Genomic DNA, 23,669 nt, shown 5'->3' on the forward strand with positions numbered 1-23,669 from the left:
GCCGCCGCCCGCGCCGCATCAGGCGCGGGCGAGGCCGGCGGCGATCTTCTCGGCGATCATCAGCACCGGGATGTTGGTATTCGCCGTGGGCAGGCGGGGCATGGCGGAGGCGTCTGCCACGTAGAGGTTCTCGCTGCCGATCACCTTGCCGGTAGGGTCCAGCACCGCCCCGGGATCGTCCGGCGCACCGAGGCGGCAGGTGCCGCTGGCGTGCCAGACACCGAACACGCTGCCTCGAACGAATGCCTCCAGCCGCGCCTCATCCGCGACGATCTCCGCCAGCGAGACGCCGCCGGACATGAAGCGCTTCAGCGCCATCTGGCGCAGCCCCGCCGGCACATCGAGGAGGGCGCCCAGCGCCTCGGCGACGAGCGCATTGGTGGGTGAGACGCGGCTGAGGCGCTTCACGAAGGGCGAGAAGGCGGCGGGAAAAACATCCCCCGCGTCCGGGTTCAGCGCATCGCAGACGAGGAGCGAGAAGAGCGTGCGCACCCCCGCCTTCATCCGTGCGAGGTCGGAGGGATGATCGAGCAGGTTGAGGTCGGCCTCGGGGTAGGCGCGGGGATCGGCCGACACGAGGCGCACGGACCCGCTCGACTTCGGCCGGTTGCACCACAGGAAGTAGAGCCCCAGCCGCCGGCCGAGGCCGTGCCAGCCCGCCCGCGCGGAGGCGGTGGCGTAGAGGTCCGAGGCTTCCCCCTCTTCCACACCGGAGGAAAACCGCAGGGCGGCGAAACTCGCCCGGCGATAGGACATGGGCAGTCGCAACCGCTCGGGCAGATACTGGCAGAAGGTGAGGGTGGGATGGTCGCGCAGATTGCGCCCCACGCCGGGACGATGGATCGCCACCGGGATGCCAAGCGCCGCCAGCGCCACCCCATCGCCGATGCCGGCGCGCATGAGGATGGCCGGCGTCTGCAGCGCGCCCGCCGTCACCACCACGCGGCCGGCGGCGACTTCCATCACGGCGCCGTCCCGCTCCACCTGGACGCCCGCGGCCTGGGCGCCGTCCATGCGCAGGCGCACGAGACGCGTGCGGGGCCAGATCGCAAGGTTGGGCCGGGCACGCGTGGCGGCATCGAGATAGCCGACGGCGGCGGAGACACGGCGGTCGTGCTCGTTGTTGAAGGCGGGCGGGAAGACCCCGTCCTCGAACTCGCTGTTCTGGTCCAACCTTCGCGGCAGCCCGCTCGCCGCGAAGGCCGAGGTCGCGGCCTCGGCGAAGGGCGGCCAGCCGGGCGGCAGGATGCGGCGGATGGGAATGGGGCCGTCCGTGCCGTGCAGCGGGCCGCCACAGTCGAGATCGCGTTCCAGCTTGATGAAGTAGGGCAGAACATCGTCCCAGCCCCAGCCGGCGGCCCCGACGGCGGCCCATTCGTCATAGTCGCGCGGCAGGCCGCGGTTGGCGGACTGGACGTTGATGCTGGAGCCGCCGCCCATGACGCGCCCCTGCTCATAGGCACGGGAGCCGCGCGTGCCGGCCACCCGCTGAGCGGTGAAGGCGGAGAGGCCGGGCCAGACGAAACGGTCGCCGTGGAACAGGCCCATGGGATAGCTGTCGGCGATGGCGTCCGGCACCGCGCCGGGCGGGGTATCCTCCCCCGCCTCGATCAGCAGCACGCGATGGGTGGGATCGGCCGAGAGCCGGTTCGCCATGACGCAGCCGGCGGAGCCGCCGCCGACGATCACCGTGTCGAAAAAGGGGATGTCCGAAGGAGGCGTGCGGGCGGGCATCAGACCACCCCGGCCTCCTGGTAGATGTGCTTGATCTCCATGAAGTCGATCAGGGCGTCATAGCCGTGCAGCCGGCCGAGGCCGCTGCGGCGATAGCCGCCGGTCTCGGCCTCCGCGAACAGCTTGTTGTGGTCATTGATCCACACCGTGCCGTTGCGCAGCGCCCGCGCTACCCGCATGGCCCGCGCGCCGTCGCGGGTCCACACGCTGGCGGAGAGGCCATAGTCGGTGTGGTTGGCGCGCCTCACCGCGTCCTTCTCGTCGGAGAAGCGCTCGATCACCACCAGCGGGCCGAAGATCTCCTCCTGCACGAAGAAGGCGCCGGTGTCGGCATGGGCCAGCAGCGTGGGAGAGAGGAAGGTGCCGTTCTCCAGCGCGCCGCCCGGCCGGCTGCCGGCGAGCACCACCTCGTCGGCCAGCGCCATGGCCTCCTCGGTCTTGCGCTCCACCTGTGCGCGGGAGGCTTCATCGATGAGCGGGCCCATCTGGCTGCCCTCGGCCGCGCCGGGGGCGATCTTCAGGCTGGCGAGAGCGCCCTTCAGCGCCGCCTTCATGGCCTCGTAGCGGCTCTCGTGGACGAGGATGCGCCGGGCCGCCGTGCATTGCTGGCCGGCGATGATGGTGGCCGCCGCCGCGAGCTTCGGCGCCACGGCCTCCACATCCGCATCCTCGAACACGAGGCAGCAGGATTTGCCGCCCAGCTCCAGCGACAGCTTCTTCATGGTGGGCGCGGCATCGGCCATGATGCGGGCGCCGGTGGCATTGGAGCCGGTGAAGGAGATGACATCCACATCCGGCGAGGCCACCAGCGTGCGCGCCACGTCGTGCCCCGTCTCGGTGACGAGGTTGAGGACGCCGCGCGGCAGCCCCTCGACCTCGGCGAGCGTGCGCAGGATCTCGGCGGTGACGAGGGCGGTCTGGGCGGCGGGCTTCACCACCGCCGTGCAGCCGGCGGCGAGCGCCGGCGTCAGCGCGCGGATGAGCAGCACCGCCGGCGCGTTCCACGGGATGATGAGGCCGGCGACGCCGGCCGGCTCCTTCAGCAGGGTGGAGAAGGCGCCGGGCTCCACCTCGAACACATGGCCGGGAATGTAGCGCGTGATGCCCGCATAATAGCGGATCTCCGATATGGACCCCGCAATCTCCCCGCGCGACTGGGCGAGCGGCTTGCCGTTCTCGGCCGTGAGCAGGCGGGCGAGGGCGTCCGCCTTGTTCTCCATGGCGTCTGCCCAGCGCAGCATCACCATCTGTCGCAGGCGCGGGGCCTGCGACCACTCCGGCCGTTCGAAGGCCCGCCGTGCGGCGGCGATGGCCGCCTCGGCGTCCGCCGCCCCGCTCGCCGGGAAATGGCCGAGCACGGCGCCGGTGGCGGGATCGAAGCTCGGCGCGGTCTCTCCCGAGAGCGCGCCTTGCCAGGCCCCGTCGATGAGGTTCTGGGCCGCGAGCGGAGTGGTGGCGTTCATGGGTCCTCCCGGCCGTCCGTGACGGCGTTTTGTCTTCAGCCGTGCAGGTCAGCCGTGTCCTGCCTTCAGCGCCGCCTCGCGCAGCGCGGTCAGCGTGGTCGAGGGCGTGATGGCCTCGGGGTCGATGACGAGTTCGAGCAGCGCGGGCTTCCGGTGCTCGGCCGCGAAGGAGCGGGCGCGGGCAAAGGCGTCAGCGAAGGCTGCCGTCTCCTCTACCTTCTCGCCGAACGCGCCATAGGCGCGGGCGAGCGCCGGAAAGTCCGGATTTTCCAGCGTCGTGGCGTACACGCGGCCGGGATATTCGCGCTCCTGATGGGCGCGGATGGAGCCGTACATGTTGTTGTTGACGACCAGCACGACGACGCCCGCCCCGTACTGGCAGGCGGTGGCCAACTCCTGCCCGCTCATGAGGAAGCAGCCGTCCCCGGCGAAGCAGATCACCTCGCGCGACGGATCGTGGAGCTTCGCCGAGATCGCCGCCGGCAGGCCGTAGCCCATGGCGCCGGAAGTGGGCGCGAGCTGGGTGCGGAAGCCGCCGTAGCGATGGAACTTATGGACCCAGATGGCGTAGTTGCCGGCGCCGTTGGCGAGGATGGCATTCTTCGGCAGCACGTTGCGCAGATGCATCATGACCGCGCCGAGATCGAGCCGGCCGGGCATGGCGCCGGGGATCTGGTCGGCCTCAAAGGCGGCGCGAGCGGACCGCACCTCGTCGCTCCAGGGCATGCGGGAGCGCCAGCCGGCGGGACCCTTGGGCTTCAAGGCAGCGGCAGCGGCGGCGAACTCCGGCATTCCCGCGTTGATAGGCAGGTCCGCCTGATAGACCCGGCCGAGCTCATTCGGGTCGGCATGCACATGCACGAAGCGCTGCGCCGGGCGCGGCACGTCGAACAGGGTGTAGCCGTTGGTGGTCGTCTCGCCGAGGCGGCCGCCCACCGCGATGATCAGGTCGGCGTTGCGGATGCGGGCGACGAGCGCCTTACTCGGGCCGAGGCCGGCATGGCCGATATAGTTGGGGTGGTTGTTGTCGAGGATGTCCTGCCGCCGGAAGCCGGCTGCCACCGGTAGGTCGAACGCCTCCGTGAAATGCGCGAAGTCCCGGCAGGCGGTCTTGGTCCAGCCGCCGCCCCCCACCAGAACGAGGGGCCGCGCGCTTTCCGCGATCATCGCCGCGAGCCGTGCCATGTCTTCGGCGCCCGGATGGGCGGCGACGCGGCGGTAGGCTTCGGCATCCGCCACTTCACATGTGTCCGCCAGCACGTCTTCGGGCAGCGCCACCACCACCGGGCCTGGGCGGCCGGAGGTCGCCACGTGGAAGGCGCGGGAGACGAGTTCCGGGATGCGCTCGGGGCGGTCGATCTCCACCACCCACTTGGCCATGCCGCCGAACATGGCGGGATAGTCCACCTCCTGCCACGCCTCGCGCTGGCGCATGTGCGAGCCCACCTGGCCGATGAACAGGATCATCGGCGTGGAATCCTGCGCGGCGGTGTGGACGCCGATGGCGGCGTGGCTGGCGCCCGGTCCGCGCGTGACGAAGCAGATGCCGGGCTTCGCGGTGAGCTTGCCATAGGCCTCCGCCATGTTGGCGGCGCCGGCCTCGTGGCGGGTGACGATGGTCTGGATCGCCCGGTCGGCTCCGCCGAGCGCGTCGATGGCGGCGAGGAAGCTCTCGCCGGGCACGCAGAAGACGCGTTCGACGCCATGGATCTTCAGCGCGTCCACCAGGATTTCGCCGCCGGAGCGCAAGGTCTTCGTGTTCGCCATGGTCCTGCCCGTTTGTGGTCTTGCCCGGGTGTGCCGGGGTGCGAGAGCCGCACGGGTGGCGCGACTCTCTGGTTTGAGGGTTGCCCAGCCTACCGGAAATTGCCCTTGGTTTCCGGGATGATGAGCGTGCCGATGAGGTAGAGCACGAACACGCCGCCGGCGAAGAAGGAGAGCGACAGCGGCAGGTCCGCGGGCGTCGGGCTCGCCAGCGAGACGAAGGTGGGCATCATGCCGCCGATGGCGAAGCCGATGTTCCACGACAGGCCCGTTCCCGAGGCGCGCATGGCGGTGGGGAAGCGCTCGTTGAGGAAGATCAGCACCGGCGCGTAGCCCGCATTGCCCATGAAGGCGATGCCCAGCGCGTAGAGCACGATGGTGGAGAGATCGGTCGCCTTCGCCATGCCGAGATAGAAGGTCGGCAGGAGGATGATGGCGGCCATGCCCACCAGCAGGAAGGTCTTCTTGCGCCCGATGATGTCGCTGAGCGCACCCACCAGCACCGCCGAGATGAGGGCGGACACCGAGCAGGCCATCAGGATGTAGGACGAGGTCTGGTTCGGCAGCTGGTTGATGAGCTTCAGGAAGGTCGGCATGTAGCCGGAGGTGAGGTAGTAGCCCGCGCCGCCGCCGATGGTGATGAGCAGGTTCACCAGCAGCACGTTGCGGTAGCCGCCCGCGAACAGCGCCTTGAGCGGCGTCTGGGCAACGACGCCCTGCGCCTTCTTCGCCGCCTTCTGCTTCTGCATCTCCTTCCAGTAGGGAGATTCTTCGAGGTTCCGGAAGATGAACCAGCCAAGGAAGGAGGAGAGCAGGCCGGAGAAGAACATCACCCGCCAGCCGGTCTCGGCGAAGGCATCGCCCGGGAACAGGGTGGAGGTGACGAGGAAGACGATGGAGGCGAGCAGCGCACCGATGCCCGCGCCGCCGCCGCCCACGAGGCCGGACATGAAGCCGCGCCAGTTCGGCGGCACCGATTCCGTGCCGATGGTGTGGGTGGAGGCCACCACGCCCCCGACGAACACGCCCTGCACCAGCCGCAGCAGCAGGAAGATGACGGGGGCGATGGCGCCCACCTGGTGGATGGTCGGCAAGAGGCCGAAGGCGGCGGTGGAGAGGCCGACGCCAGTGATGGCCACGAGCATGGCGCCCTTGCGGCCGTGGACATCCGCATAATGGCCGAACAGCGCCGAGCCGATGGGCCGCATCAGCAGCGTCACCGCGAACGAAGCATAGACCGCCGCCAGCGACCAGGTGGGATGGGTGGAGGGGAAGAACAGCTGCCCCACCACCGGCGCCACATAGAGCAGGATGAACAGGTCGAACAGATCGAGCGACCAGCCGAGCACCGACGCGATGATCGCGCTGTTGCGCTGGCGGCTCCCCACCGCGATGGCGGTGGGGGCGACGGGTGCGTCTTGAGCGGACATTTTTGTTTCCTCCCGGCCCCTGAGGGGCGTGTTTCGTGCTCAGAAGCCCTTGAATTCGGGCTTGCGCTTCTCGTGGAAGGCCTCGACGCCTTCCTTGAAATCGTGGGACTGGCGCAGGCGGCTGTAGCAGTGGCCTTCCAGCTCGATGGCGATGGAGAGCGGGGAATCCTCGGTGTCGTTGAGCAGCTTCTTCGCCGTGCGCTGGGCCATGGGCGAGAAGGCGATCAGCTCATCCACGAGGGCGTCGGTGGCCTTTTCCAGGTCCGCGTCGGCCACCTTCTCGGTGGCGATGCCCCAGTCGAGGGCCTGCTGCGCGCTGATGCGCTTGGAGCGCATCACGATGTCCTTGGTGCGCGTGATGCCCACCATCATCTGAAGGCGTGCGGAGCCGCCCGAGCCGGGGATCTGGCCGAGCTTCTGCTCGGGCAGGGCATATTGGGTGGTGTCGGTCACGATGCGGAAGTCGCAGGCGAGCGACAGCTCGAAGCCGACGCCGAAGCAGAAGCCCCGATTGGCGGCGATGACGGGCTTGGACGCCCGGAAGGGCGCCGCGATGTTCCAGGCGAGCTTGGAGACGGTCTCGGGCGAGGCTTCCATGAAGCCCTTGATGTTGCCACCGGAGGAGAAGTGCTCGCCTACCGCGCGGACCACGATGACGCGCACGCGCTCGTCCTCGTCCAGCGTCTCGAACACGAGGCGCAGCTGGTCGCGCTCCGGCATGGAGACGATGTTGAAGGGCGGGCGGTTCAGGACGATGTCGGCGCGCTGTTTGGCTTCGTCGATCTCGACGCCGAACCCGTCGAGCTTGGCGAGGCGGGGGTCGGAGAAGGTGTAGGCAACGGCCATCTTGAGTTCCTTTTGGATGATCTGCGATTGGTAAGAAGAGATCAGGCAGCGGAATGGGCGGCGTCCGCCTCGGCCACGTATTCGCCGGCCACGAGCTGGCGGCGCAGCAGCTTGCCCACCGGGGATTTCGGAATGTCGGCCACGAACACGAAACGTCGCGGACGCTTGAAATTGGCGAGGCCCGAGGTGCGGCACCAGGCGTCGAGCTCGCTCGCCTCCACCGGCGCGGCGCGCTTGACGAAGGCAACGACGACCTTCCCCCACTTCTCGTCGGGCAGTCCCACCACTGCCACCTCGGAAACGGCGGGATGCAGCGAGAGGCAGCTCTCGATCTCGACGGGAGAGACGTTCTCGCCGCCGGTGATGATCATGTCGTCCACCCGGCCGGTGACGAACAGGTCGCCGTCCGTATCGACAAAGCCGGTGTCGCCGGTGAAGTACCAGCCGTCGCGCAGGGACTTCGCGTCCGCTTCTGGGCGCCGCCAGTAGCCCTCGAAGGATTCATCCCCCGCCAGCAGCGCGATGATCTCGCCTTCCTCACCCTCGGCGGCAATCTCCTCGGCGGAGGTGGCGCCGAGGCGCACCACGCGCACCATCTGGTTGATGCCCGCGCGGCCGGCCGAGCCGGGCTTCAGGATCGCCTTCTGATCGATGGTGAAGGTGTAGATTTCCGAGGAGCCGTAATGGTTCACGAACAGCTCTGGCCTGAATTCCGCATCGAGCTTCTTGAGCAGTCCATCGGTCATGGAGGCGCCGGCGAAGCCGAGCTTGCGCACGCTCGACACGTCCGTCGAGGCAAAGGCGGGATCGTGCACGAGGTCGTGGTAGAGGGTCGGCACCAGATAGAGGTTGGTGACGCGCTCGCGCTCGATCAGCGCCAGCGCGCTCTTCGTGTCGTAGCGCGGCAGGCAGACGAAGGTGCCGCCGATCACCGACATGGCGATGAGCGAGCGCACCCCCATGGTGTGGTAGAGCGGCATCACGCCCAGCGTCACCTCACCCCGCCGGTAGAGGTTCTGCGCTACGTGGGCGATGCCCGCCGCCCGCTCTGCCCGGTGGCGGCGCGGCACGCCCTTGGGGCGGGAGGTGGTGCCCGAGGTGTAGAGCATGATGGACCAGGCATCCGCCCCCGCCCGCGGAAGCGGGTCGGGTGCCGCCTCGGCCAGAAGCTCGGCGAAGGGCACGGCGCCCTCAGCTGCGACGCCCACCGCGATGGTGAGGAGGCTGGAGGCGCGGGCCGCGCCCTGCACCGCTTCGGCGGAAACCGCCTCGAACACCAGGGCCTTGGCTTCGGCATTCTCCAGCGCGAAATCGATCTCGTCGGCCTTGCTGCGCCAATTGATGGGGGTGATGACGATGCCGGCGAACTGGCAGGCCCAGTGCAGCGTCGCCGCCTCGAAACGGTTCTGCAGCACGCTCACCAGATGGTCGCCGGGCTTCAGTCCGAGCCGGTCGAACGCCGCGACCACCGCGCCGATCTTCCCGAGCCACGCGCGATAGGTGAGGCGCAGGTCGCCGTCCACGATGGCGATGGCTCCCGGATCGCGCGCCACGCTGGCGAGGAAGCTGGTGCCGAGGTCAAGCATGGGCGGATTCCCCCTGGACTTTTCGCAGTTCCGCCGCCGCTTCCAGCGCGGCACGGACGATGGGCGTGTAGCCGGTGCAGCGGCACAGATGGCCGGAGAGGAGATCGCGCACGGCCTCCTCGCTCGGATCGGGCTCCGCCTTCAGGAACACGTCCAGCGACATGAGGATGCCGGCGGTGCAGAAGCCGCATTGCAAAGCGTGATGGCGGCGGAAGGCGGCCTGCAGCATCGAGAGGCGGTCCGGCGCCGGGGCGAGGCCCTCCACCGTGCGGATGGTCGCGCCTTCCACCTGCACGGCGAGCGTCATGCAGGCGCGGGTGAGCATCCCGTCCACGTCCACGGTGCAGGCCCCGCACACGCCGTGCTCGCAGCCGACATGCGTGCCGGTGGCGCCGATCTCATGGCGCAGGAAATCCGAGAGCAGGGTGCGCGGGGCGGCCTCGCCAGTCACTGGGCGGCCGTTGAGGGTGAAGCGCACAATGTGACGCGCCTCGGCGCTCAGGCGCGGCATTTCTTGGCCTCCTCGATGGTGGAGCGGCCGATGCGGCGCACCAGCTCGCGGCGATAGCGGGCGCTGGCGTGCACGTCGTCGCGGGCATCCAGTTCCCACGCGAAGGCGTTCAGCGCGTCGTCGAGCGCCGTGCCGTCGAGCAGCGGGAAATCCCGTGCCACCGGCATGTCGGCGACGCCGCCCACGCCGAGGCGGATGCCTTTGTCCGAGACCAGCGCCGCGCAGGCGACGATGGCGAAATCCCCATGGCGGCGGGCGATCTCGCGGAAGGCCGTGCCCTCGCCCTTTGGGGCGGGGAAAGAGACGGCCTCGATCATCTCATCGTCGGCCTTGGCGGTGGCCATCATGCCGGTGAAGAAATCCTCCGCCGCCACCTTGCGGGCGCCCTTGGCGCTCCTCAGGTGGACATGGCCCTTCAGGGTCACGAGGCAGAGGGGCAGCTCCGCGCTCGGGTCCGCATGGGCGATGGAGCCACACACGGTGCCGCGGCTGCGGGTCTGGGCGTGGCCGGTGAAGGGAAGCGCCTTGGCGATGAGCGGGGCGGCATGGGCCAGCCCATCGGAAGCGAGGAGCCGTGCCTGCCGCACGCCGGCGCCGATCTTCAGCGCGCCCTTCGCCTCGTCCATCCGCGCGAGGGGGGCGACGCGCATGATGTCCACCAGCACCTTGGGCCGGGCGAGGCGCATGTTGAGCATGGCCATGAAGGACATGCCGCCGGCCAGGATGCGGGCGTCCGAGCCCTCCTCGCGCAGCACGGCGAGGGCTTCCTCCACGCTCTCGGCGCGGACGTAATCGAAGGCCGCGGGCTTCATCGCGCGCCCCTCCCGAGCAAGGAGGAGAGCCGGGCGAGGAGCCGGGAGACGAGGCCGCCGTCCGGCGCCGCACCGCCGCCCGCCTTGCGGGCGAGGGCCGCGAAGAACTGGCCGATGATGACCTTGGCCGCGCCATCCAGCAGGCGTCCGCCGACGCTCGCCACCTTGCCGCCCACGAAGGCCTCGTAGGTGTAGGTGAGATCCGTCCCGCCCGCGCCGTCCGGCGAGAGGCTGATGCGGCCGGAGCCGCCGCCGAAGCCGAGGTTTCCGTCCACCTTGCCGGAGAGGGTCACGGCCTTCGGCGGGTCGAGGTCGGAGAGCGCAACCTGCGCCTTGTAGCGGCCCTTCACCGGGCCGATGCCCAGCGTCACGTCGGCGGTGAAACGGGTGTCCGAGACTTTGCGCACGTCGTGCGCGCCGGGGATGATGGCGGCGAGCGTGTCCGGGTCCAGCAGCATTGCCCACACGGCTTCGGGGGCGGCGGCGACACGGGCCTTGCCCTCGCCCCGCATGAGCCGCTCGCCCTTGCCGGAGGGAGCCGGCGCGGGCGCAGCACGGGCGCCCGCCGGAGCCGGCGGCTCCGCGCCGTGGATCAGGGCAGCCACGGCGGAGGGCACCAGCGGCAGGCGCACGTCCGTGATGCCCAGCGCATCCGCCACCGCATTGGCGAGGCAGGCGGGGGTGGACATGCAATTGCCCTCGCCCACGCCCTTGGCGCCCAAAGGCGTGAAGGGGGAGGGCGTCTCCATATGGACGATGATCGGCTCGGGCACCTCCATGGCGGTCGGCACGAGATAATCGGCGAAGGAGCCGGTCAGGAAGCTGCCGTCCTCGCCATAGGCGTACTCTTCCAGCAGGGAGGCGCCGAGCGCATGGGCGAAGCCGCCGCGGATCTGCCCGTCCACCATGCCGGGGTGGAGGATGGTGCCGCAGTCATGCGCGGTCACGTAGCGGTCGATGCGGATGGCACCCGTGTCGCGGTCGATCTCGATGCCGCAAAAATCGAAGATGAAGCCGTGGCAGAGGGACGAATTGATGTGATCGCCTTCGTCCGCCGCCGTGAGTTCGGGCGGTGTCCAGAAAACGGTTTCGCGGATGGTGGGCGCGACGCCCTCCGGCAATTGCGCCGGCGACCAGTGGGAGAGCGCGGCGACGCGGGAGAAGGGCACCGCATTGGCCGGATTGGAGCGCGCCGCGATCTTGCCGCCCGAGAACATCACCTCCTCGGCCGGGACATTCAGCTGCGCGGCAGCGACGCGGGCGAGACGTTCCGCGATGCGATCCGCCGCTATCTTCGCGGCGCCCGCGACGGCGGCGGCGAAGCGGCTCGCATAATTGCCGGAGGCGATGGACCAGGCATCCTTCGCCGTGTCCATCTCCGCATTCACGCGGATGTCGGACGGCTTCAGGCCGAGCACGTCCGCGACCACCTGCGAGAGTACGGTGCGGTGGCCCTGGCCCTGCGGCACGGAGGCGACGTGCACCGTGACCGAGCCGACAGGATCGATGGCGATGGTGGCGGTGGCCTGCGCGCCATTCTTCGGTCCCGCCTTGTGCCGCTCGGCGGGGGTGAGGACGGTCGCGATATAGCCCATGTTGGAGACCGAGGGCTCCACCACGGCGGCATAGCCGATGCCGTAGATGCGGCCCTCTGCGCGGGCCTTCTCACGCCGGGCCAGAAGCTCTTCGAGATGGCCCGCCTGAAGGCCCAGCTCCAGCGTCTTCTGGTAGTCCCCGGAATCCAGCAGCGCGCCGGAGGCGGTGCGATAGGGGAAGGCATCCGTCGGCACGAGATTGCGGCGGATCACCTCCAGCGGGTCCAGCCCCAGCTCCACGGCGATGCGCTGCACCAGCCGTTCGAGTGCGAGATAGACCTGGGGGCCGCCGAAGCCGCGATTGAGGCCGGTGGGGCACTTGTTGGTCACCACCACGCGGTTGCTCACGGTGAGGTTCGCGATGTCGTAGGCGCCGGTGAGGTTGCCGTGCATCCGGTAGAGCGTCGCCGGCTCGGGCGCGCGCAGATGGGCGCCGCAATCCTCCACCTGATCGTAATCAAGCGCCGTGATGCGTCCCTCCGCCGTCACCGCGGCGGTCAGGGTGGTGGCGCGGTTGGTGGCGGAGACGGAGGCCATGAGGTGTTCGAGGCGGTCCTCGATCCACTTCACCGGCCGCCCGGACACCCGCGCCGCCACCGCGCCCAGCACGATGTAGGGGAAGATGCCCTGCTTGATGCCGAACGAGCCGCCGCTGTCGCGCGGCGTGCGCAGGCGCAGCCGATTGCCCGGCACCTTCAGCGCCCGCGAGATCACCGCATGGATGGAGAAGGGACCCTGGAAATTGGCGAGGACGTCATAGGCGTCCTCGTGCGGGTCATACTCGGCGACCAGCCCGTAGGTTTCGATGGGCGTGCAGGAATTGCGGGGGTAGCGCACCGAGATGGCGATGCGGTGCGCCGCCTCCGCGAAGGCCGCCTCCGGGTCGCCATAGCGGAATGTGCGGTCAGAGGCGATGTTGCGCGGGAAGCCGTCGTGCAGCAGCGGCGCGCCGTCTTCCATGGCGGCGAGCGGGTCCACCACGGCGGGGCGCATCTCGTAGCTGACCTCGATGAGGTCGAGAGCATCTTCCGCCACATAGCGGTCGTGCGCGACCACGAGGGCCACCGGCTCGCCGACGAAGCGCACGCGGTCCACCGCCATGGGCCAGCATTCCACCGGTGCCTTCACCCCCACCACGAGGGAGGTGGTGAGCTGCGCCACGTCCGCGCCGGTGAGCACGGCGACGACGCCGGGCAGCGCCCTGGCGGCGGTGGTGTCGATGGAGACGATGTCCGCATGGGCGTGGGGCGCCCGCAGGATCGCCATGTGAAGCGTGCCGGGCTTTACGCCCAGATCGTCCAGATAGCGGCCGCCGCCGGTGAGAAGGGCGGCATCCTCCACGCGCTCGATGGCGCGGCCGACCCATTCCCCCGCCTTGTCGTGCGGCGTATCCAGCATTCCGGCGCTTCCCTTATTCGCCCCGCGGACGCGGTGCGTTGTTGGCGGGGAAGGTGCCGGGCGCGGGCGGCGCGGGCCATGCCGAGCCGTCTCAGCTTTTACCGAGGAGTCTCATTCGACGTTGTGCGGTGCGGTGGGGAAGGCAGGGCGCCGAAATCTCGAAAGCCCTTATGCCGCATCAGCCTTTGGCGCGGGCGCGCCTCACATTGCGATGCGGGAGATGGCGCGGAATTCGCTCGGCGTCACGCCGGTATGATCGCGGAAGAAGCGGGTGAAATGGGAGGGGGCGGCAAAGCCGAGGCGCTCGCCGATATCGGTGAAGCTGTCGTCCTCGGCGGTCACGGCGGCCACCGCCGCCTCCACCCGCATCACGTTGAGATAGATGCGCGGCGGCACATTGGTGGAGGCCTCGAACAGGCGGAAGAAGTGGGCGCGGGACAGTCCTGCCTCCTTGGCGAGGCTTGTGGTGTCCACCTCCTCGGCGAGGTTGGCGCGCATCCCGTCCACGACCCGGCGGATGCGCCAGTCCATGCGGCGCTGGCCGTCCAGCGCGCGGATGGAGAAGCTGCGCCAGGGGGTGAAGCGCTCCACCACCGCGATCATCAGATCCGCCAGCAGCGCCTCGTGGACGGCCTTGGCGTCGGGCTCGGCCATCATGGCGGCGGCAAGATCATGGGTGAGGCGGTGGATGCGCGGCGACACCTCGCCTCCCGGCTGCTCGAAGAAGCCGGCGCCACCCGAGGCCACCCAGCCGGGGCGGAAGGTCTTCAGCCAGTCCGGCTCGATATAGAGGGCGAGGATGATGGTCTTCGGCCGGCTCGGATCATGCACATAGGCATGGGGCTCCCAGCCGTTCACCAGAACGCACGACCGGTCGGTGAGGGGAACTAGCCCCTCACCGACCGCGAATTGCGTGTCCGCGCCCTCGACCTTGAGGAGCACATGGCAGTGCGGATGCGCGTGGCGCACCAGCGGGCGGTCCATATCCAGAAGGGCGACCCGCCCGAAGGCCCCGTGCGCGATCCGGAGCGCGTTCGACATCCGGCCTCTTTCTCCGCTTAAGCTTTCGCCTTCCAGGGGATCAGCATCCGCTCGATCTCGTCGAGGATGACGGAGAAGACGAAGCCGAGCAGGGCAATAACCAACAGCCCCACATACATGGTGTCAACCGTCAGCACCTGCCAGGCGTTCCAGATCATGTAGCCGATGCCGTCGGAGGCGGCGACCATCTCCGAGATGGCGATGAGGATGAGGCCCATGCCCATGGCGAGCTTCACCCCGGCCATGATGGAGGGCAGCGCCCCCGGCAGCGCGATGGTACGGAACACCTGCCATCGGCTGGCGCGGTAGTTGTGGCCGACATCGAGGTAGATCTTGTCGATGTTGGCGACGCCCATCACGGTATTGATGAGGATGGGATAGAAGGCGCCCAGCGCCACCATCACCACCTTGGACATCTCGCCGAGGCCGAAGATGAGCAGCACGAGGGGCAGGATGGCGCTCTTGGGGATCGGGTAGGTGGCCGAGATAAGCGGATCGATGGCCGCGCGCAGCGGCTTCGAGATTCCCATGGCGAGGCCGAGGAACAGCGCCGGCACGCCTCCCAGCAGCATGCCGAGGAAGAGTCGGCGCAGGCTGGCCAGCAAGTTGGTCCACAATTCCCCCGAGGCGACGAGCGCGCCGAAGGTGTGGACGATGCTGGAGGGCGGCGGGAAGAAGCGGGCATCGATGAGCCCCATGCGCGCCGCCGCCTCCCACAGGCCGAGCAGGACGAGGGGCGTGAGAAGCCCGATGAAGCGTTCGCCGACGAGGCCGGACCTTTTTGCCATCACTTGCCTCCCTCGGCATTCATGCGGGCGCGCTGCACCTCGTCGCGCAACTGCTCCCAGATGTGGAACACCAGATCGCCGTAGGCGGGATCGTGGCGCAGCTCCAGCACGTTGCGGGGGCGGGCGAAGGGCACGTCGATAATGGCCTTCTCGCGCCCCGGATTGGCGGTCATGATCATGATGCGGTCGCCCAGCGTCACCGCCTCGTCCACCGAATGGGTGATGAAGACCACGGTCTTCTTGGTGGCTTCCCAGATGCGCAGCAATTCTTCATGCAGCAGCATCTTGTTCTGCTCGTCGAGGGCCGAGAACGGCTCGTCCATGAGCAGGATTTCCGGATCGTTGGCGAAGGCGCGCACGATGGAGACGCGCTGGCGCATGCCGCCGGACAGCTGGTTGGGATAGCGGTCGCGGAAACGGTAGAGGCCGATGCGCTCCAGCCACAGCTTCACGCTCTCCGCCACGTCCTTCTCGGCGACGCCGCGCATCCTGAGGCCATAGGCGGCATTGTCGTAGACGGTCATCCAGGGAAACAGGCTGTCGCCCTGGAAGATCATGGAGTTTTCCGGCCGGCTCGGGTCCGTCCGGTTGAGCTTCATGGTGCCTTCGCTGACGCTCTCGAGCCCCGCGAGCATGCGCAGGAGGGTGGTCTTGCCGCAGCCCGAGGGGCCGACGATGACGAAGAACTGGCCCTGGGGGATGTCGAGGTCGATGCCGTCCACCGCCACGAAGCCGGACGATCCGAAGTATTTGCGCACGCCGCGCATGGAAATCTGCACCGGCGGCGCGGCTCCTGCAGGGTTCGGCTTCACGTTCAGCATGCTTACGACGGCCATGAATTCTTCCTCCGGATTCCGGATGGGGCGGCGCCGCACGGGCGCCGCGCGCGTCAGTCGCGCATCAGTTCTGGGCAGCCTTGTAAGGGCCGAGCGCCTTCAGGGTGTTTTCGGCGAACGAGGTGTCCACCACGTCGGAGACCTTGGCCGGGCGCTCGATGTAGCCATTCTCGGTGAAGAACTTGAGGTCTTCTTCCATGCTCGCCGTATCGACCTTGCCATCGGGGTCGATGCCGTTGGGGATCATGGTCTTGAACAGCTCGGCGTCCTTGAGGCCGGTGGTGCGCATGATGGTCTTGACGACCTCGTCGGCGCCCTTGCCGTCGAACTTTCCGCCCGCCGTGGCATCGTTGAAGATGCGGGCGGCCTTCACATAGGCATTCATGAATCGCTGGGCGACATCGCGGCGCTTGGCGATGAAGTCGCCGCCATACAGCAGCACGGCCACCTGCTGGTTGGGATAGCCGTCCACCACAAAGCGCACGGCGACGCCGTTGTTCACCGCCTGGGTCACCGAGGGCTCGGTGGTGATGGCGGCGTCGATGGCGCCGGTGGTGAAGGCGGCGATCTGCTGGGGATAGCCGATGTAATTGTGGTTCACGTCCTTGTAGGTGAGGCCCGCCTTGGCGAGGAGATGCGCCATCTTGGCATTGGTCGCCGCACCCGGGCCGACCGAGCCGACCCGCATGCCCTTGAGATCGGCGATGGTCTTCACCTTGCCAGAGTCCACCAGCTCCTTGCGGACCATGAGGGGCATGTAGTCGTAATGGACCGGGGTGGAGCCCTTGTCCGCCACCACCTTGATGTTGATGCCGCGGGCAGCGGCATTGTAGAGCCCGGCGGAGGAGGCGCCGGCGCCCACGTCGATCTGGCCCGAGCCGAGCGGGGCAACCATCTTTGGCCCGGAATCGAAGGCGATCAGCTCCACGTCGAGGCCTTCCTGGGCGAAGATGCCGCGCTCCACGCCGAGGTGGAACACCACGTCCGACACCACATTGTTGATGCCGACCTTCACCTTGTCGGCGGCCTGCGCGCCACCGGCCGCGGCGAAGGCGACGGCAAAGGCTCCGGCGCAGAAGAGGCGGCGGGTCGTCGTTTTGAACATCAAAAATTCCTCCCGGACTGGCGGCCGGTGCGCGGGGCGCCCGGCTTTTTGTGTTGGGGCGCGGACGGGTCCGCACTGCTTTGGGATCAGGAGACCTGGGCGACGATGCGAGCAAAGGCGGCGTTTGGGTCCTTCACCAGCGCCTCGGCAAGGTCGACGCTCTCCTCGCCCTTCACGCGGATGCGCCGGAAGGACAGGGGATCGTCTGAGAGCGGCGCGGTGGCATCGAGGCCCAGCTTTGCGCTGATGCCGGCCTCATCGGTGGAGGGATCGAGCTTGGAGCCGAGCGCGCCGGAAACGACCACCATGTCGCGGTCGGCCTGGAAGCGGGTCGCCACCGCCCACTCGATCTCGTCGGCGCTGGAGATGTCCACGTCCTTGTCCACGACGACCACTTGCTTCACGTCGTAGTGGCCGCCGAAGGCGCACAGGATGATATTCTTGGCCTCGCCCTCACGCTGCTTGTCGATCTTGACGACGAGGTGATAGCGGCAGGTGCCGCCGCGGGTGAGGCGGACGTCCAGCACGTTCGGGAAAGAGCGCCTGAGGTGCTGGAGCAGTGTGGCCTCGCGCGGCACGCCGCCGAGCACCAGATGCTCGAACGAGCCACCGACGATGGTGTGGTAGATGGGATGGCGGCGATGGGTCACCGCATCCACCTCGATCACCTCGCGGGCGGCGCGCGGGCCGTAATACTGCGGGAATTCGCCGAACGGGCCTTCCGGCTCGCGCACCTTGGGCAGGATGCGGCCTTCCACCACGATCTCGGCGGCCGCCGGCACGCGCACCGAATTGGTCTTGCACTTCACCACCTCGACCGGGCGGCCGAGGAGCGAGCCGGCGATCTCCATCTCGTCCTCGTCCAGCGCGCAGATGGCCTGCGATGCGAGGAGCAGCGCCGGGTGGGCGCCGATGACGATGGCGATCTCCAGCGCCTCGCCCGCCTCTTCCGCCATGCGGAAATAGGCGAGGGTGTGGCGCGGCAGCAGCAGGACGCCGATGCGGTTCGGCCCGCTGATCTGGCAGCGGTGGATGGAGACGTTCTGCACCCCGGTGACGGGGTTGCGCGCGACCAGCAGGCCCGCGGTGATGTAGGGGCCGCTGTCCAGCTCGTTGTGCGAGGGAATGGGCAGCTGGGCGAGGAGATCGACCTGCGTATGCACCACCTCCTGCACCGGGGCGGAGGTGACTTCCACGCACGGCGTGGGCTTCGCGGCGGCGGCGAGGAAGTGGGGCAGCAACTGGTCCTCGGTGACGCCGAGGCTAGCGGCCACCCACGCGCGCTGGGTGAAGAGGTTCACCACCACCGGCATGTCGTGCGCCTTGCCGTTCGCGCCCACGGGATGGGGGAACAGCACGGCCTTGTCACGCTCGGTGCGCTTGGCCACGGCGGCGAGATTGTCGGCCAGCGGCAGGTTTTCCCGCGCGACTGCCAGACGGCCATGCGCGGCGAGGTCGGCGAGCCAGGACCGCAGATCGGGGGGTGTCTGCGCGGCGGGACGGGGGCGGGGGTCCAACATGATCTCAGGTTCCGCTGGTCGGGACATTCGGGGGGTCAGCTGGCGGGCGCGATCTGGCGCAGGGGCGTCTTGCGGCGGCGGGGGCCGCTCTCCTCGCCCCAGCGGCGCACCGCGCCCACCTCGATGTCGAACAGGTCGAGCACCCGCCCGACCGTATGGTCGATCATCTCTTCGAGACTGGCGGGGCGGGAATAGAAGGCCGGCATGGGCGGGGAGATGATGGCGCCCATTTCGGAAACCTGCGTCATGGTGCGCAGATGGCCGGTGTGCAGCGGCGTCTCGCGGGCCATCAGCACGAGGCGGCGGCGCTCCTTCAGCACCACGTCGGCGGCGCGGCTGAGCAGGCTGGAGGTGACGCCGGACGCGATCTCGGACATGGACCGCATGGAGCAGGGCGCCACCACCATGCCCATGGTGCGGAACGAGCCGGAGGAGATGGCGGCGGCCATGTCGTCGTTGGAATGGCAGACGCTGGCGAGGGCCTTCACGTCCGCCACCTTGCGGTCGGTTTCGTGGGCCAGCGTGATCTCGGCGGTGCGCGACATCACGAGATGCGTCTCGATGCCGGCGGCGCGCAGAAGCTCCAGCATCCGGACGCCATAGATCACGCCGGAGGCGCCGGAGATGCCGACGATGAGACGCTTGTGATCCTGCATGGCATCTCCTCCGCGCTGCCGCACGTGTGGCCGGGCCGGACGGGAGATGTGGAGAAAGGCAAGACGCATCATTCGGGCGCGCTGCGCCCGTCCTTGCCGACGATCCCTCCCCGCCACGGGCCGTTTCGACCTTCTGGGCGACGGCTCCATGAGCCGGTTATCGAGTCATAGACAAAGGTCGTAATCACTGCAAATAATGAATGATTATCGGCGCTATCATTAGCGCTGATTTCAGGCGTGGCCGCGAAGGACAATCGGCGATGGACCTCAGGCAGATGCAGTATTTCCTGTGCCTCGCGGAGACCGGCAACGTCACCCGCGCGGCCCGCCAGCTCAACATCGTGCAGCCGGCGCTCAGCATGCAGATCGCGAAGCTCGAAGCCGAGTTCGGCAAGAAGCTGTTCGACCGCACCGCGCACGGCGTCTCCACCACCCCGGCGGGGGAGGCGCTGGCGCGGCTCATCTCGCCGATCGTGCGGGACGTGGAGCACGCCATGCAGGAGATGGCGCGGCTCGACGGGCGGGTGTCGGGCCGCGTGGTGGTGGGGCTCATCACCTCGGTGGCGCAGAGCACGCTGGCCAACTCCTCCGCCACCGTCGCCGCGCGTTATCCGGACGTGGAATTCTCCGCCTGCGAGGGCTACACCGAGACCATGATGGATTGGGTGACGACGGGCCAGCTCGACCTCGCCATCATCAACGTGCCGCGGCAGAAGAGGGGCCTCGCCTCCCAGCACATCCTTGACGAGGAGATGGTGTTCGCCGCGCGCACCGATGCACCCCTCACCGTGCCGGCCAGCCTCGGCTTTGCCGATCTCGGCGGGCTGGATCTGGTGCTGCCCTCCAAGCGCCACGGCCTGCGCGCCATCCTCGAGGCGCAGGCGGCCGAAGCGGGGATCGAGCTGAAGCCGCGCATCGAGATCGACACCCTCTCCGCCATCTGCGAAGTCGTGGCGACCACGGACCTCGCCACCGTGCTACCCACCATCGCCCTGCATCAGGTGCTGGCGGCGGGACGGGTGCGCGGGCATCGCTTCGCCACCCCGCTCACGCGCTCCATCGCCGTCGTGCATCATCCGCGCCGAGCCATCTCGGCGGCCGCCCATGCGGTGGTGGAGGTGATCCGGCAGGATCTGGTGGATGCCGCCACCTCAGCCGCCACCTTCGTGCGCGCTGCGGCGCCGGTGCCGCCCGTGAGGCGGCGGGGACGGGGCAAGATCATCTAGGCTGATTGCTTCGATAATTCATAATTATTTGCAGTGATGAGCGCCTGCGCTCTACCACAGCGGGAACGAGACAAGACGAGGAAACGCCATGGCAAACGTGGCAAGAGAACGGGGCGTGAGCGCCGGAACCGTTCCGCCGACTGCCGCTCCTGCGGCCGCCTGGGGCGCCGGGTCCGGCACCAGCGCCGCCGCGCGGCTGAAGCAGCGGATGCCGACGCTGGACTATCTGGACCGCGCGGCCCGCCGCCGCATTCCCCGCTTCGCCTACGACTTCCTCGAAGGCGGCACCGGCGCCGATGTGGGCATCGCCGAGAACCGCGCGGCGCTGGATGCCGTGAAGCTGGTGCCGCGCTATGGCAGCCCCGGTCCGGTGGATTGCGGCGTGGATCTCTTCGGCACGCGCTACAGCGCGCCCATCGGCATCTCGCCGGTGGGCGTGGACGGGCTGGTCTGGCCCGGCGCCACGCAGCTCCTCGCCAAGGCGGCCGCGAAGGCACGCATTCCCTATGTGGTCGGAACCCTTGCCAGCGCCTCCATCGAGGAGGTGGCGGCGCTCGCCGGCGACTGCACCTGGTTCCAGCTCTACGGCTTGCCGGGGCGCGACCATCTCGTGACGCTCGATCTGGTGCGCCGGGCGGAGGCGGCCGGGGCCCGTGCCCTTGTCGCGACACTGGATGCCCCCGTGCGTTCCAAGCGTCCGCGCGACCTTAACAACGGCCTCGTCGTGCCCTTCCGCACCACGGCCCGCACCGTGCGCGACGTGGCGCTCGCCTGGCCGTGGGCGCTGGCGCTGGCGAAGGCCGGCACGCCCCAGTTCGCCAACATGGCGCCCTATGTGGAAGCGCCCGCGACGTTGCCCAAGACCGCCGGCTTCGTGCAGGGCGAGATCAAGGGGACGTTTTCCTGGGAGGCGGTGAAGCGCCTGCGCGATGCCTGGCCGCGCGCGCTGGTGATGAAGGGCATCCTGCACCCCGCCGATGCGGAGATGGCGATTGCCATCGGCGTGGACGGCATCCTCGTTTCCAATCATGGCGGCCGCCAGCTCGATGCGGCACCCGCGGCCATCGACGTTTTGCCCGCCATCGCGGCGGCTGTCGGAAGTCGCGCCACCGTCCTCTATGACAGCGGCATCCGCTCCGGCCTCGATGTGGCCCGCGCGCTGGCGCTGGGGGCGACCAGCACCTTCTGCGGCCGCGCCTTCCTCATCGGTCTCGCCGGCATCGGCGACGGCGGCGCGGACTATGTGGCGGAGATGCTCACCGAGGAAGTGCAGGTGGCCATGGGCCAGCTCGGCGTGCGCGACCTCGCCGCGCTCAAGGGCGTGGAGCGCCGGCACGCGGCCGCCTTCGCGTTCCAGCCGTGACGGCCCATCCCGACGCCGCGGTCCTCGACCGCCTCCGTCAGGCGGTGGGTCCCGCCGGCGTGCTGGAGAGCCCGGCCGATACCGAGCCCTTCCGCACCTCCTTCGGCGCCACCTTCCACGGCGCTGCGGCCCTCGTGCTGCGCCCGGCTTCCACGCAGGAAGTGGCCGACGTCGTGCGCCTCTGCGCCGCGGCGCGCATCTCCATCGTGCCACAGGCCGGTAATACCGGCCTTGCCGGCGGTGCCCAGCCGGATGGCTCGGGCACGGCCGTGATCCTGAGCGTCGACCGCATGCGCAAGGTGCGGACGGTGGATATGGCCAACGACACCCTCACCGTGGAGGCGGGCGTGACGTTGGCCGAGGTGCAGGCGGAGGCGGAGCGGGTGGACCGCCTGTTCCCGCTCACTCTCGCCTCGGAAGGCTCCTGCCGCATCGGCGGCAACCTCGCCACCAATGCCGGTGGCACACAGGTTCTGCGCTATGGCAACATGCGCGCGCTCGCGCTCGGGTTGGAGGTGGTTCTGCCGGACGGGCGCATATGGGACGGCCTGCGCGGCCTTCGGAAAGACAATGCGGGCTACGACCTGAAGCAGCTCTTCATCGGCTCGGAGGGCACGCTCGGGATCATCACCGCGGCGGTGCTGCGCCTGTTTCCCCGCCCGCGCGCCACGGCGACCGCGATGGCCGCCATCCCCGATCCGGCGGCGGCCATCGCGCTGCTGGGGCGGGCGAAAGCGCGGCTGGGGGACAGCCTCTCCGCCTTCGAGCTGATGCGCGCGCCGAGCCTCACCCACGCCATCGCCGCCGTGCCGGGCCTCGTCGCGCCCTTCGCTGAGGCGCACCCGTGGGTGCTGCTGGTGGAGGCCAGCGCGCAGGAGGGCGGCGAAAGCCTCGCGGCAGGGCTGGAAGCGCTGCTCGGCGAGGGGCTGGAGGACGGGCTTGTCCTCGATGCCGTCATCGCCGCCTCCGGCGCGCAGCGGTGCAATCTCTGGGCGCTGCGCGAGGCCCAGGCGGAGGCGCAGGCCCATGCGGGCAAAGGCGTGAAGCACGACATCAGCGTGCCCGTCTCCGCCATCCCCGCCTTCGTCGAACGCGCCGATGCGGCGCTGGACGCACGCTTTCCCGGCATCCTGCCCTTCACCTTCGGCCATGTGGGCGACGGGAACCTGCACTACAATCCGGTGATGCCGGCCGACTGGACCGAGGAGCAGCGCCGAGCGTGCGCTGGCGAGATCAACCGCATCGTCCATGACGTGGTGGCGGATTTCGGCGGTTCCATCAGCGCGGAGCACGGCCTCGGCCAATTGCGCGTCGCAGAGGCCGAGCATTACAAGTCCGCCGTGGAACTGGATTTGATGCGCGCCGTGAAGGCGGCCCTCGACCCGCACGGCCTCATGAACCCCGGCAAGGTGCTGCGGGTGCGTTAGAGCACGCGCCGATCTAATTGCATCGCAATCAGATCGGATAACGCGTTCGCTTGCCTAGAGTTAGATGGCGGCGGCGATGGCGCGCACCGCGGCTTTTTCCTCAGGCGTGGCCGGCCGGCCGGCGAAGGACGCCACCACCTGCGTCATGGCGGCAATGGCGAGGGCTGGCGCATCGACCCCGGCGGGTGCGGGCGTGCCGGCCGAGAGCGTGCCCAGTTCCTCCAGTTCGATGATCTCGGCGGCGATCTCGGCGGCCTGCACCTGACTGCGCAGCTTCGGTGTCCGCTCGTCCGGCGCGGGGCTGGGGCCTGTCTTCAGGCGGCGGCGCACGGCGCGCAGCGCCTTCACCACCTCGCTGTGCCACGCCGCCACGTGCGCCCGCGCCGTGGCGATATCGGCGGCGCCGACGTCCCTCCGCAGGATGGCTCCGCGCCAAGCGGCGAAGAGGAGGATGTTGACGTCGATTCCGGCGCTGTCCTGCAGGGCGAGGCAGGCCGGCGGCACGCCTTCGCGGCCATAGAGGGCGAGGGCGAAGTCCTTCAGGGTGGGGGTCTCGTCCGCCATCGTC

General features: G+C 69.1%; 19 protein-coding genes. 3 read left to right on the top strand and 16 right to left on the bottom strand.

What is annotated here, in order from left to right:
• Positions 1 to 18 precede the first annotated feature (18 nt).
• From ACT535_RS10685 to ACT535_RS10755, 15 genes are all read right to left on the bottom strand, one after another.
• Positions 19 to 1,734, bottom strand: a complete 1,716-nt coding sequence (locus ACT535_RS10685; RefSeq protein ID WP_476364338.1) for a GMC family oxidoreductase — start codon at positions 1,732 to 1,734, stop codon at positions 19 to 21.
• Positions 1,734 to 3,197, bottom strand: a complete 1,464-nt coding sequence (locus tag ACT535_RS10690) for an aldehyde dehydrogenase family protein (RefSeq protein WP_476364339.1) — start codon at positions 3,195 to 3,197, stop codon at positions 1,734 to 1,736. The genes ACT535_RS10685 and ACT535_RS10690 overlap by 1 nt, the downstream gene beginning before the upstream one ends.
• Positions 3,198 to 3,245: 48 nt before the next feature.
• On the bottom strand, positions 3,246 to 4,964 hold the full coding sequence (locus tag ACT535_RS10695; RefSeq protein ID WP_476364340.1) for a thiamine pyrophosphate-binding protein: 1,719 nt from the start codon (positions 4,962 to 4,964) through the stop codon (positions 3,246 to 3,248).
• A gap of 89 nt (positions 4,965 to 5,053) precedes the next feature.
• The gene (locus ACT535_RS10700; RefSeq protein WP_168462199.1) at positions 5,054 to 6,391 is read right to left on the bottom strand and encodes an MFS transporter; all 1,338 of its coding nucleotides are present in this window, start codon (positions 6,389 to 6,391) and stop codon (positions 5,054 to 5,056) included.
• Between the two features lie 39 nt (positions 6,392 to 6,430).
• Complete coding sequence (locus tag ACT535_RS10705) at positions 6,431 to 7,237, bottom strand: enoyl-CoA hydratase-related protein (protein WP_168462200.1); 807 nt, start codon at positions 7,235 to 7,237, stop codon at positions 6,431 to 6,433.
• Positions 7,238 to 7,278: 41 nt separating this feature from the next.
• Positions 7,279 to 8,823, bottom strand: a complete 1,545-nt coding sequence (locus ACT535_RS10710) for an AMP-binding protein (protein WP_476364341.1) — start codon at positions 8,821 to 8,823, stop codon at positions 7,279 to 7,281.
• The gene (locus ACT535_RS10715; RefSeq protein WP_476364342.1) at positions 8,816 to 9,334 is read right to left on the bottom strand and encodes a (2Fe-2S)-binding protein; all 519 of its coding nucleotides are present in this window, start codon (positions 9,332 to 9,334) and stop codon (positions 8,816 to 8,818) included. Before ACT535_RS10715 ends, ACT535_RS10710 begins: the two co-directional genes overlap by 8 nt.
• Positions 9,322 to 10,146 (bottom strand): FAD binding domain-containing protein, encoded by an 825-nt coding sequence (locus ACT535_RS10720; protein WP_476364343.1) that lies wholly within the window; start codon positions 10,144 to 10,146, stop codon positions 9,322 to 9,324. Before ACT535_RS10720 ends, ACT535_RS10715 begins: the two co-directional genes overlap by 13 nt.
• Entirely contained in the window at positions 10,143 to 13,139 is a 2,997-nt protein-coding gene (locus tag ACT535_RS10725; RefSeq protein ID WP_476364344.1) for a xanthine dehydrogenase family protein molybdopterin-binding subunit, read from the bottom strand. The genes ACT535_RS10720 and ACT535_RS10725 overlap by 4 nt, the downstream gene beginning before the upstream one ends.
• A gap of 201 nt (positions 13,140 to 13,340) precedes the next feature.
• Positions 13,341 to 14,180 (bottom strand): helix-turn-helix domain-containing protein, encoded by an 840-nt coding sequence (locus tag ACT535_RS10730; protein WP_476364345.1) that lies wholly within the window; start codon positions 14,178 to 14,180, stop codon positions 13,341 to 13,343.
• 17 nt (positions 14,181 to 14,197) lie between these two features.
• Positions 14,198 to 14,968 (bottom strand): ABC transporter permease, encoded by a 771-nt coding sequence (locus tag ACT535_RS10735; protein ID WP_168462206.1) that lies wholly within the window; start codon positions 14,966 to 14,968, stop codon positions 14,198 to 14,200.
• Positions 14,968 to 15,804: an ABC transporter ATP-binding protein gene (locus ACT535_RS10740; protein WP_476364346.1), complete on the bottom strand. Its 837-nt coding sequence runs from the start codon at positions 15,802 to 15,804 to the stop codon at positions 14,968 to 14,970. The genes ACT535_RS10735 and ACT535_RS10740 overlap by 1 nt, the downstream gene beginning before the upstream one ends.
• Positions 15,805 to 15,868: 64 nt before the next feature.
• Positions 15,869 to 16,909, bottom strand: coding sequence for an ABC transporter substrate-binding protein (locus tag ACT535_RS10745; protein WP_476325409.1), 1,041 nt, complete (start codon positions 16,907 to 16,909; stop codon positions 15,869 to 15,871).
• Between the two features lie 86 nt (positions 16,910 to 16,995).
• Positions 16,996 to 18,429 (bottom strand): UbiD family decarboxylase, encoded by a 1,434-nt coding sequence (locus ACT535_RS10750; protein ID WP_476364347.1) that lies wholly within the window; start codon positions 18,427 to 18,429, stop codon positions 16,996 to 16,998.
• Between the two features lie 35 nt (positions 18,430 to 18,464).
• Positions 18,465 to 19,085 carry a UbiX family flavin prenyltransferase gene (locus ACT535_RS10755; RefSeq protein WP_168462210.1) on the bottom strand — a complete coding sequence of 207 codons (621 nt, stop codon included), beginning with the start codon at positions 19,083 to 19,085 and terminating at the stop codon, positions 18,465 to 18,467.
• A 260-nt stretch (positions 19,086 to 19,345) separates the two neighbouring features.
• Between ACT535_RS10755 and ACT535_RS10760 the strand changes: the two genes are divergently transcribed.
• The 3 genes from ACT535_RS10760 (at position 19,346) to ACT535_RS10770 (ending at position 23,101) form a co-directional block, all read left to right on the top strand.
• Positions 19,346 to 20,311 carry a LysR family transcriptional regulator gene (locus tag ACT535_RS10760; protein ID WP_168462211.1) on the top strand — a complete coding sequence of 322 codons (966 nt, stop codon included), beginning with the start codon at positions 19,346 to 19,348 and terminating at the stop codon, positions 20,309 to 20,311.
• Positions 20,312 to 20,426: 115 nt separating this feature from the next.
• Complete coding sequence (locus tag ACT535_RS10765; protein WP_476364348.1) at positions 20,427 to 21,674, top strand: alpha-hydroxy acid oxidase; 1,248 nt, start codon at positions 20,427 to 20,429, stop codon at positions 21,672 to 21,674.
• On the top strand, positions 21,671 to 23,101 hold the full coding sequence (locus ACT535_RS10770) for an FAD-binding oxidoreductase (RefSeq protein ID WP_476364349.1): 1,431 nt from the start codon (positions 21,671 to 21,673) through the stop codon (positions 23,099 to 23,101). The genes ACT535_RS10765 and ACT535_RS10770 overlap by 4 nt, the downstream gene beginning before the upstream one ends.
• A gap of 60 nt (positions 23,102 to 23,161) precedes the next feature.
• On the opposite strand, the gene ACT535_RS10775 is transcribed toward ACT535_RS10770, so the two are convergent.
• Positions 23,162 to 23,665 (bottom strand): TIGR02444 family protein, encoded by a 504-nt coding sequence (locus ACT535_RS10775; RefSeq protein WP_476364350.1) that lies wholly within the window; start codon positions 23,663 to 23,665, stop codon positions 23,162 to 23,164.
• Positions 23,666 to 23,669 lie beyond the last annotated feature (4 nt).

It is taken from the genome of Xanthobacter sp. DMC12 (assembly GCF_056314105.1).

Excerpts from the sequence above, each read along its gene's own strand:
- ACT535_RS10685 (WP_476364338.1), bottom strand. The coding sequence starts at position 1,734 with ATGCCCGCCCGCACGCCTCCTTCGGACATCCCCTTTTTCGACACGGTG.
- ACT535_RS10690 (WP_476364339.1), bottom strand. The coding sequence starts at position 3,197 with ATGAACGCCACCACTCCGCTCGCGGCCCAGAACCTCATCGACGGGGCC.
- ACT535_RS10695 (WP_476364340.1), bottom strand. The coding sequence starts at position 4,964 with ATGGCGAACACGAAGACCTTGCGCTCCGGCGGCGAAATCCTGGTGGAC.
- ACT535_RS10700 (WP_168462199.1), bottom strand. The coding sequence starts at position 6,391 with ATGTCCGCTCAAGACGCACCCGTCGCCCCCACCGCCATCGCGGTGGGG.
- ACT535_RS10705 (WP_168462200.1), bottom strand. The coding sequence starts at position 7,237 with ATGGCCGTTGCCTACACCTTCTCCGACCCCCGCCTCGCCAAGCTCGAC.
- ACT535_RS10710 (WP_476364341.1), bottom strand. The coding sequence starts at position 8,823 with ATGCTTGACCTCGGCACCAGCTTCCTCGCCAGCGTGGCGCGCGATCCG.
- ACT535_RS10715 (WP_476364342.1), bottom strand. The coding sequence starts at position 9,334 with ATGCCGCGCCTGAGCGCCGAGGCGCGTCACATTGTGCGCTTCACCCTC.
- ACT535_RS10720 (WP_476364343.1), bottom strand. The coding sequence starts at position 10,146 with ATGAAGCCCGCGGCCTTCGATTACGTCCGCGCCGAGAGCGTGGAGGAA.
- ACT535_RS10725 (WP_476364344.1), bottom strand. The coding sequence starts at position 13,139 with ATGCTGGATACGCCGCACGACAAGGCGGGGGAATGGGTCGGCCGCGCC.
- ACT535_RS10730 (WP_476364345.1), bottom strand. The coding sequence starts at position 14,180 with ATGTCGAACGCGCTCCGGATCGCGCACGGGGCCTTCGGGCGGGTCGCC.
- ACT535_RS10735 (WP_168462206.1), bottom strand. The coding sequence starts at position 14,968 with ATGGCAAAAAGGTCCGGCCTCGTCGGCGAACGCTTCATCGGGCTTCTC.
- ACT535_RS10740 (WP_476364346.1), bottom strand. The coding sequence starts at position 15,804 with ATGGCCGTCGTAAGCATGCTGAACGTGAAGCCGAACCCTGCAGGAGCC.
- ACT535_RS10745 (WP_476325409.1), bottom strand. The coding sequence starts at position 16,909 with ATGTTCAAAACGACGACCCGCCGCCTCTTCTGCGCCGGAGCCTTTGCC.
- ACT535_RS10750 (WP_476364347.1), bottom strand. The coding sequence starts at position 18,429 with ATGTTGGACCCCCGCCCCCGTCCCGCCGCGCAGACACCCCCCGATCTG.
- ACT535_RS10755 (WP_168462210.1), bottom strand. The coding sequence starts at position 19,085 with ATGCAGGATCACAAGCGTCTCATCGTCGGCATCTCCGGCGCCTCCGGC.
- ACT535_RS10760 (WP_168462211.1), top strand. The coding sequence starts at position 19,346 with ATGGACCTCAGGCAGATGCAGTATTTCCTGTGCCTCGCGGAGACCGGC.
- ACT535_RS10775 (WP_476364350.1), bottom strand. The coding sequence starts at position 23,665 with ATGGCGGACGAGACCCCCACCCTGAAGGACTTCGCCCTCGCCCTCTAT.